The sequence below is a fragment of the Streptomyces sp. NPDC056987 genome (assembly GCF_042673865.1).
Lineage (GTDB): Bacteria > Actinomycetota > Actinomycetes > Streptomycetales > Streptomycetaceae > Streptomyces.
In genome coordinates this window covers 1-7292 of record NZ_JBHURV010000037.1, presented here as the reverse complement: position 1 = coordinate 7292, position 7292 = coordinate 1, and the positions used below count along the sequence as shown (strand labels likewise).

The window sequence follows — 7292 nt, the reverse complement described above, 5'->3', positions numbered from 1 at the left end:
CTACCTTGTGGTTTACTTTCTGGTTGTTGTTTTTTTTTTTTATTTGCCCCTGCTTTGGGGGGTTAGTGTTCATATTTCCCTTGGTTGGGTGGGGGGGGGACCTCCCCGCCCAGCACACCGGAGAATCAGGAGAATCAAGAGGCCTCGGACACCATCAGAAGAAGTCAGAGACGATCAGAAGAAGACGGACCGCCGCTGCACCAGCAGCTTGTAGAGCGTGTGCTGGATCTGCTCGCGGACCTGATCGGTCAGGTTGAACATCAGCATCGGATCCTCCGCCGCCTCCGGCGGATAGCCGTCCGTCGGGATCGGCTCACCGAACTGGATCGTCCACTTCGTCGGCAACGGCACCGCCCCCAGCGGCCCCAGCCACGGAAAGGTCGGCGTGATCGGGAAGTACGGGAGCCCCAGCAACCGCGCCAGCGTCCGCGAGTTGCCGATCATCGGATAGATCTCCTCGGCACCCACGATCGAGCACGGCACGATCGGCACCCCGGCCCGCAGCGCCGTCGAGACGAACCCGCCCCGCCCGAAACGCTGCAATTTGTACCGGTCGCCGAACGGCTTCCCGATGCCCTTGAACCCCTCCGGCATCACCCCGACGACCTCACCGCCCAGCAGCAGCCGCTCCGCGTCCTCCGCACAGGCCAGCGTGTGCCCGGCCTTCCGCGCCAGCTCGTTGAAGACCGGCAGCACGAAGACCAGATCCGCCGCGAGCAGCCGCAGATGCCGCTGTGCCGGATGGTTGTCGTGGACGGCCACCTGCATCATCAGCCCGTCCAGCGGCAGCGTGCCCGAGTGGTTGGCCACCACGAGCGCCCCGCCGTCCGACGGGATGTTCTCGATGCCCTTCACCTCGACACGGAAGTAGTTTTCGTACAGCGGCCGGAGCAGCGACATCAGGACCTGGTCGGTCAGTTCCTTGTCGTAGCCGAACTCGTCGACCTCGTACTCACCGGTCACGCGGCGGCGCAGAAACGCCAGTCCGCCCGCGAGCCGCCGCTCCCAGCCTCCCCCGGCGGCGTCCTCCGCGGCCGCCCCCGGAGAGGCCGCCCCGGGCGCCGCAGCCCGCTCGCCGTCCTCAGGACCGTCAGGACCGTCGGGGCCGTCGCCCGCCCGCGGCTCCGGTACGGGCGTCAGCGGCCCCTGAGCGCGCTTCGACGCACCGTCCTTGCCGTGCTGCTGCCGCCGGCCACCGCCGCCCCCGGAGCCCGAGCCCGAGCCGCCACCCGAGCCGGCCCCGCGCCGCGACCTCGGCTCCTCACCGAAGGGGATGACCTTGGCATCAGCCATGTCCGGGGCGCTCCTTGCTGACGAGGGTGGAGAGACGGTCGACGGTACGGCCCACCGCCTCCGGCGGCAGCAGCCCGGCGTCCCGGGTGCGCGCGAAGTCCGCGAACGCCTCCGCGGTCGTGTACGAGGGCACGAAACCCAGTGTCTCGCGCATCTGATCCGTACTGACCACCCGGCCGTGGGTCAGCAGCCGGATCTGCTCCGGCGAGAAGTCCGAGACCCCGACCGTGCGCAGCGCCGAACCCACCCAGGTCACCGCGGGCAGCGGCACGGGCACCGTGGGCCGCCCCAGCCGCCGTGAGCACTGCGAGAGGGTCAGCACACCGTCCCCGGCCACATTGAACGTGCCGCTGTTCAGCGTCCCGCGCCGCGGTGCCTCCGACGCGATCAGCAGCACGTCGAGCACATCGTCCTCGTGCACGAACTGCAGCCGCGGGTCGTAGCCGAAGACCGTCGGCAGGGCGGGCAGCGACAGGTACTCGGCGAGCGGGGAGTCGGCCGAGGGCCCCAGGATGTTCGCGAAGCGCAGCACACAGACCGCCACATCGGGCCTGCGGCGCGCGAAGCCCCGTACGTACCCCTCGACCTCCACCGCGTCCTTGGCGAAGCCGCCGCTCGGCAGCGACTTGGGCGGCGTGGTCTCCAGGAAGACCGCCGGGTCCCGGGGCGCCGAGCCGTACACGCTCGTACTGGACTTCACGACCAGCCGCTTGACAGCCGGCGATTTCTGACAAGCGCCGAGGAGCTGCATCGTGCCGATGACATTGGTCTCCTTGACCGCCGCCCGGCCGCCCGCGCCCAGCGGAGTGCCCGTCACATCGAGATGGACGACGGTGTCGACCGCGTGCTCGGCGAGGACCCGCGCGATCGCCGGTCTGCGGATGTCCGCCCGGACGAACTCCGCCTCGCCCAGTCCGTGCGCCGGGGTCACCGCGTCCACGGCGATCACCCGGTCCACCCCGGACTCCCGTTGCACACGCCGTACGAAACGGCCGCCGAGCTGCCGGGCCGCCCCGGTCACGAGCACGACCTTGCCCAAGATCAGCGCCTTCCCTGTTCCCACCGGTGTTCCCACTGGGTCTGCCACGTCACCGTAGCGGGTCGCCGTCACGAAGCGACGACCGGAGGACGTGCCACGCGCCCATTCGACCGACGGACAGCCACGTGCGGAGGACACCGGGAAACAACCGTGGCCCTCTCACCATGCCGGTGAAAGGGCCACGAATGCGCGTACAGCTATCGCACTTACTTCTTGTTGCGACGCTGAACGCGGGTGCGCTTGAGCAGCTTGCGGTGCTTCTTCTTGGCCATCCGCTTACGCCGCTTCTTGATAACAGAGCCCACGACTACCCTCGCTCACTTCTCTTCACTCGGTGCGGGGCGTCTGGGCCCACACGACCTACGTCGGCCTAGCCTACCCGCCGCCGAGTGAGGGACGTAATCCGAGGGAAAACCCAGTCCCCCCTCCCGGCGGTATTCGCCCTCCGACAAGCCCTGGAGGACAGAACACCGCCGGTCACGGGTACTACGCGGACTCGACCCCCACAAAGGACTCGCGGAGGTACTCGTGAACCGCTTGCTCCGGAACCCGGAAGGACCTGCCCACCCGGATCGCCGGCAGATGACCGCTGTGCACCAAGCGGTACACGGTCATCTTCGACACTCGCATCACCGAGGCGACCTCCGCCACGGTAAGGAACTTGACCTCGTTGAGAGGCCTCTCGCCAGCAACCATGATCCACCTGTACCTTCCGCACCCGACGGCCACCGGCTTCCCCTCCGGTAACTCTTCGTCGCTGTGCGCTCACATCCCAGACTAGGGGCGGGTGATGCGAGTGGGGAAGAGGAGCAGCCTCCGGCCGCCTACTGTGACAGACACGCCCGATTGAGTACATAGCGAGTAAGCGGCAGGTAGTAATCGGACCGCACCGCGTCATCGAGCGGGACGGCCACCGACACCCGCCCCTCCGCCTCCCCGACGAAGAGCGCGGGATCGTCCGTGTCCGCCAGGCCGATGGCCTCAAAACCCAGCTGACCTGCCCCGCAGACCCATCCGTGGTCCCCGACGACCAGTCCGGGAAGGGGCCCTCCGGCCTCCGCCAGAGCATCCAGAACGGCCCGGACCGGTAGCGGCGAGTGGGTGTGTGCGCCGGTCTCACGCCCCGCGCACGGCACGCCGGGCTCCCGCACCAGAGCGACTCCCCGTACGTAGTCGAGGTTGTACGTGCGTACCCCGAACCGGGTCGTTATGTCGATACATCGCCCCTGCGCCGGGGTGAGGACGAGACATCCCGCCGCCGACAAAGCGTCTGCCAATCCCGCGTAGAACCCGAGCAGCCGGTGCGGATGCCCCGTACCCAGCAGCACCGGAATCCGCCGCGCCGCCGCCTCGCCCAGCCGCTCCGCGAAAGCCGCCAGCGCCGTCAGCGTCAGCTCCGGATCAATCACATCAGGCCCCGACACATGATCGGAATCGCCCGACACCCCGCACTTGTCGGCCATGAGACGGAGCAAGTCCCGCTCATCCCATGCCCATTCAGGATCGATTCCGATCGTCACCCGCGGATCCCGCGCGGCGAAGAGACGGTAACTGCGCAGGCTCTCCTCCCGCGAGGTCGCCACAGGACCGGCCAGCCTGGCCGCCAGAAGATGCGCCCGCAGGGCACCGGTGCTCAACACCCCACCGATGCTGCCGCCTTGCCCGCCCCACCGGGCGGGAACACCGCCGACACCGCACGGTTGGCGTAACGACCACTACGGACCGGCGCCGACCCTCACGCCAGCAGCCCCCGCAGCGGGAACACCGCCTTACGCGTCGCCAGCACCGCCTGGTCCAGCCGGTCCGCCGGGTCGTACCCCGACTCCCACGACCGCCAGGCCGGCGTCCGCCCGTCCGTCATCCGCCCCGGCCCCCGCTGCCGCGTCCGCGCGTACACCTCGTGCCGCCACACCTCCGGCGGCTCCGACAGCGGATCGACCGGCTCGTGCGCCGCGATCCCCACAAGATGGGTCCAGGACCGCGGCACCACGTCGACCACCGCGTACCCGCCCCCGCCGAGCGCCAGCCACCGCCCGCCGTCCGCGTACCCGTGCGCCAGATCGTGGCAGGACGCCTGCACCGCACGCTGCGCGTCCAGCGACACCGCGAGATGCGCGAGGGGATCCTCGAAGTGCGTGTCCGCGCCGTGCTGGGTCACCAGCACCTGCGGCCGGAAGTCCGCCAGCAGCTCCGGCACCACCGCGTGGAACGCCCGCAGCCACCCCTCGTCCCCCGTCCCCGCCGGCAGCGCCACATTGACCGCACCGCCCTCACCCGCACCGGCGCCGGTCTCCTCCGGCCAGCCGGTCGCCGGGAAGAGCGTCCGGGGATGCTCGTGCAACGACACCGTCAGGACCCGCGGGTCCTCCCAGAACGCCGCCTGCACACCGTCCCCGTGATGCACGTCCACATCGACGTACGCGACCCGCTCCGCCCCCAGCTCCAGCAGCCGCGCGATCGCCAGCGCCGCGTCGTTGTACACGCAGAACCCGGACGCCGCCCCCGGCATCGCGTGGTGCAGCCCACCCGCGAAGTTCACCGCGTGCGCGCACTCCCCGCGCCACAGCGCCTCCGCCGCGCCCACCGACTGCCCGGCGATCAGCGCCGACGCCTCGTGCATCCCCGCGAAGGCCGGATCGTCCGTCGTACCGAGCCCGTACGACATCTCGGCGGCCCGCGGATCGCGCGAGGCGCGCCGCACCGCGTCCACGTACTCCTGCCGGTGGACGAGCCGCAGCGTCGAGTCCCCGGCGGGCGGCGCCGCGACGACATCCACCGCTCTGTCCAGCTCGTACGCCCGCACCAACCCCATCGTCAGGGCCAGCCGGACCGGATCCATCGGGTGGCTGGGCCCGAAGTCGTACGCCGTGACTGCGTCATCCCACATCAACTGTGCGCGGCCGCTCATGCCCGCCACCGTATCGGTCCTCCTCCGCCGCGAACGAGCGGGCGTACACCAGTGTCACGAGGACCATCACCATCGGCACGAGCATCGCCCCCCGGTAGTTCCATGCCTCGCCCAACGCCCCCACCAGCGGCGACCCGACGAGAAACCCCACGTAGTTGAAGACATTGAGCCGGGCCACGGCCGCGTCGCTCGCCCCCGGGAACAGCCGCCCGGCCGCCGCGAACGTCTGCGGCACGAGCACACACAGCCCGAGCCCCAGCAGCGTGAACCCGAGGATCCCCACCCACGCCCCCGGCGCCACCGCCACCACCGCGAACCCGGCCCCCGCCAGCACGGATCCGCTCCGCACCACGACCACCGACCCGAACCGCCGCACCCCGAGATCCCCGACCGCGCGCCCCAGCAGAGTGGTGACCATATAAGCGTTGTACGGGACGGTCGCGAGCTCCTCCGAGCTGCCCAGCACGTCCTGGAGGTACTTGGCACTCCAGTTGGAGACGGTGGAGTCACCGATGTACGCGAAGCACATCACCAGGCAGAGCGGCAGCAGCACACGAAAAGCCACCGGCGTACGATCCCCCGCCGCCCTCTCGCCATCCGCCCCTTCCGCCCCTTCCGCTCCTTCTTCCTCCCCGGCATCCACATACCAGCGGGATCCGACGAGCGCGGCCGGCAACAGCACCACGACGACCGGCAGATACGACACCAGCAGCGAGAGATGCCAGTGCGCCCCCGCCCAGGCCAGCGAGGCCCCGGCGATCCCGCCGAGGCTGAACGCCGCGTGGAAGCCGAGCATGATGCTGCGCCCGTACGACCGCTGAAGGCTGACGCCGAGCATGTTCATCGACGCGTCCAGCGCACCGACGGAGAGCCCGAACGCCCCGAGCGCGACCGCGAGCTGCCAGACGGCGTCACCGGCCCCGACACCGAGCAGGGCCAGCAGCACGAGGGGCTGGGCCCAGCGCAGCACGAGCCCCGGCCGGACCCGCGCGACCACCTTCTCGGTGGCGACACTGCCGACACCGGCCAGCACGGGCACAGCGGCGAGGAAGAGCGGGAGGAGACCGTCGGATATCCCGTACCGGTCCTGGATGGCGGGGATACGCGTCACCAGAAGGGCGAAGCTCACCCCCTGGACGAAGAAGCTGAGCCCCAGGGCGGACCGACCGTGCCGCATACGCACATCTGTCATGGCCGGACAGCGTAGGACGCCCTTCTACCCATGGGTAGGTGGATCAGGCAACGGATCGGCCAAGCAATCCCGGCAGCTCGGCCATCCTGGCGAAGTACCCGGTGGCACCGGGCAGTTTCCCGGCGGGCGTCATCGCCGTGAACGCGTACACATCCATGCCGGCGGCCCGCGCGGCCTGGACCCCGAGGGGACTGTCCTCGACGACGGCACACCGCCCGGGGTCGACCCCCATCCGCTCGGCGGCGTGCAGAAAGAGATCGGGCGCCGGCTTCCCGCGCCCGACATCCTCGGCGCTGAAGACGACGCTGCCCGCGCCACCCTCCGTCTCCCCGTGGCGGAACCACCGGTCGAGGCCGGTCTTCCGGTGCCCGACACGGATGCGCTCATGGCTTCCGGAGGAGGCGAGGCAGTACGGCACGCCGTCGGCGGCCAGCTTCTCGATCACCTCGACCACACCGTCGACCGGCGTCAACTCCCGCTCGAAGGCGGCGAAGACCCGGGAGTGCAACACCTCGTCGAAGTCCTCGGGCAGCCGCTGCCCGGTCCGCGCGTGAACGAGATCGTGGACGCGGTGCACGGCGGCCCCCATGAAGTCCCGCAGGGAGTCCTCGTAGGAGGTGGGGTGGCCCAGCTCGGTGAGATAGCCGGCCAGGATGGTGTTGGAGAGCCGTTCACTGTCGACGAGGACGCCGTCGTTGTCGAAGATGACGAGTTCGTAGCACATACCACCGAGCCTAAAACGGCCCCTCAACTCTCCCTACAAGGCCCCTGAACGCAGAAATGCCCCGCACCATACGGTGCGGGGCATTCCCACAATAATTGTTCGGCGGCGTCCTACTCTCCCACAGGGTCCCCCCTGC

At 69.8% G+C, this 7292-nt stretch carries 8 protein-coding genes; all 8 read right to left on the bottom strand.

Translation table 11 applies throughout. The features are described from left to right. Nucleotides 1–174 precede the first annotated feature (174 nt). The 8 genes from ACFTZC_RS32520 to ACFTZC_RS32485 all read right to left on the bottom strand — a co-directional run bounded on the left by ACFTZC_RS32520 (nt 175) and on the right by ACFTZC_RS32485 (nt 7156). The gene (locus ACFTZC_RS32520) at nt 175–1293 is read right to left on the bottom strand and encodes a lysophospholipid acyltransferase family protein (RefSeq protein ID WP_382895827.1); all 1119 of its coding nucleotides are present in this window, start codon (nt 1291–1293) and stop codon (nt 175–177) included. Beyond that, a complete protein-coding gene (locus ACFTZC_RS32515; RefSeq protein ID WP_382895933.1) occupies nt 1286–2332 on the bottom strand; it encodes an NAD-dependent epimerase/dehydratase family protein in 1047 nt (348 codons plus the stop codon). Before ACFTZC_RS32515 ends, ACFTZC_RS32520 begins: the two co-directional genes overlap by 8 nt. A gap of 206 nt (nt 2333–2538) precedes the next feature. After that, complete coding sequence (locus ACFTZC_RS32510; RefSeq protein ID WP_003948845.1) at nt 2539–2637, bottom strand: 30S ribosomal protein bS22; 99 nt, start codon at nt 2635–2637, stop codon at nt 2539–2541. A gap of 181 nt (nt 2638–2818) precedes the next feature. Next, nucleotides 2819–3028 (bottom strand): helix-turn-helix domain-containing protein, encoded by a 210-nt coding sequence (locus tag ACFTZC_RS32505; protein ID WP_158575903.1) that lies wholly within the window; start codon nt 3026–3028, stop codon nt 2819–2821. A 128-nt stretch (nt 3029–3156) separates the two neighbouring features. Further along, on the bottom strand, nt 3157–3972 hold the full coding sequence (locus tag ACFTZC_RS32500) for a phosphatase (protein ID WP_382895825.1): 816 nt from the start codon (nt 3970–3972) through the stop codon (nt 3157–3159). 95 nt (nt 3973–4067) lie between these two features. After that, a complete protein-coding gene (locus ACFTZC_RS32495; protein WP_382895823.1) occupies nt 4068–5240 on the bottom strand; it encodes an acetoin utilization protein AcuC in 1173 nt (390 codons plus the stop codon). Next, a complete protein-coding gene (locus tag ACFTZC_RS32490; protein ID WP_382895821.1) occupies nt 5209–6432 on the bottom strand; it encodes an MFS transporter in 1224 nt (407 codons plus the stop codon). Before ACFTZC_RS32490 ends, ACFTZC_RS32495 begins: the two co-directional genes overlap by 32 nt. Before the next feature lie 43 nt (nt 6433–6475). Then, on the bottom strand, nt 6476–7156 hold the full coding sequence (locus tag ACFTZC_RS32485; protein WP_382895819.1) for an HAD family hydrolase: 681 nt from the start codon (nt 7154–7156) through the stop codon (nt 6476–6478). Between the last annotated feature and the right edge of the window lie 136 nt (nt 7157–7292).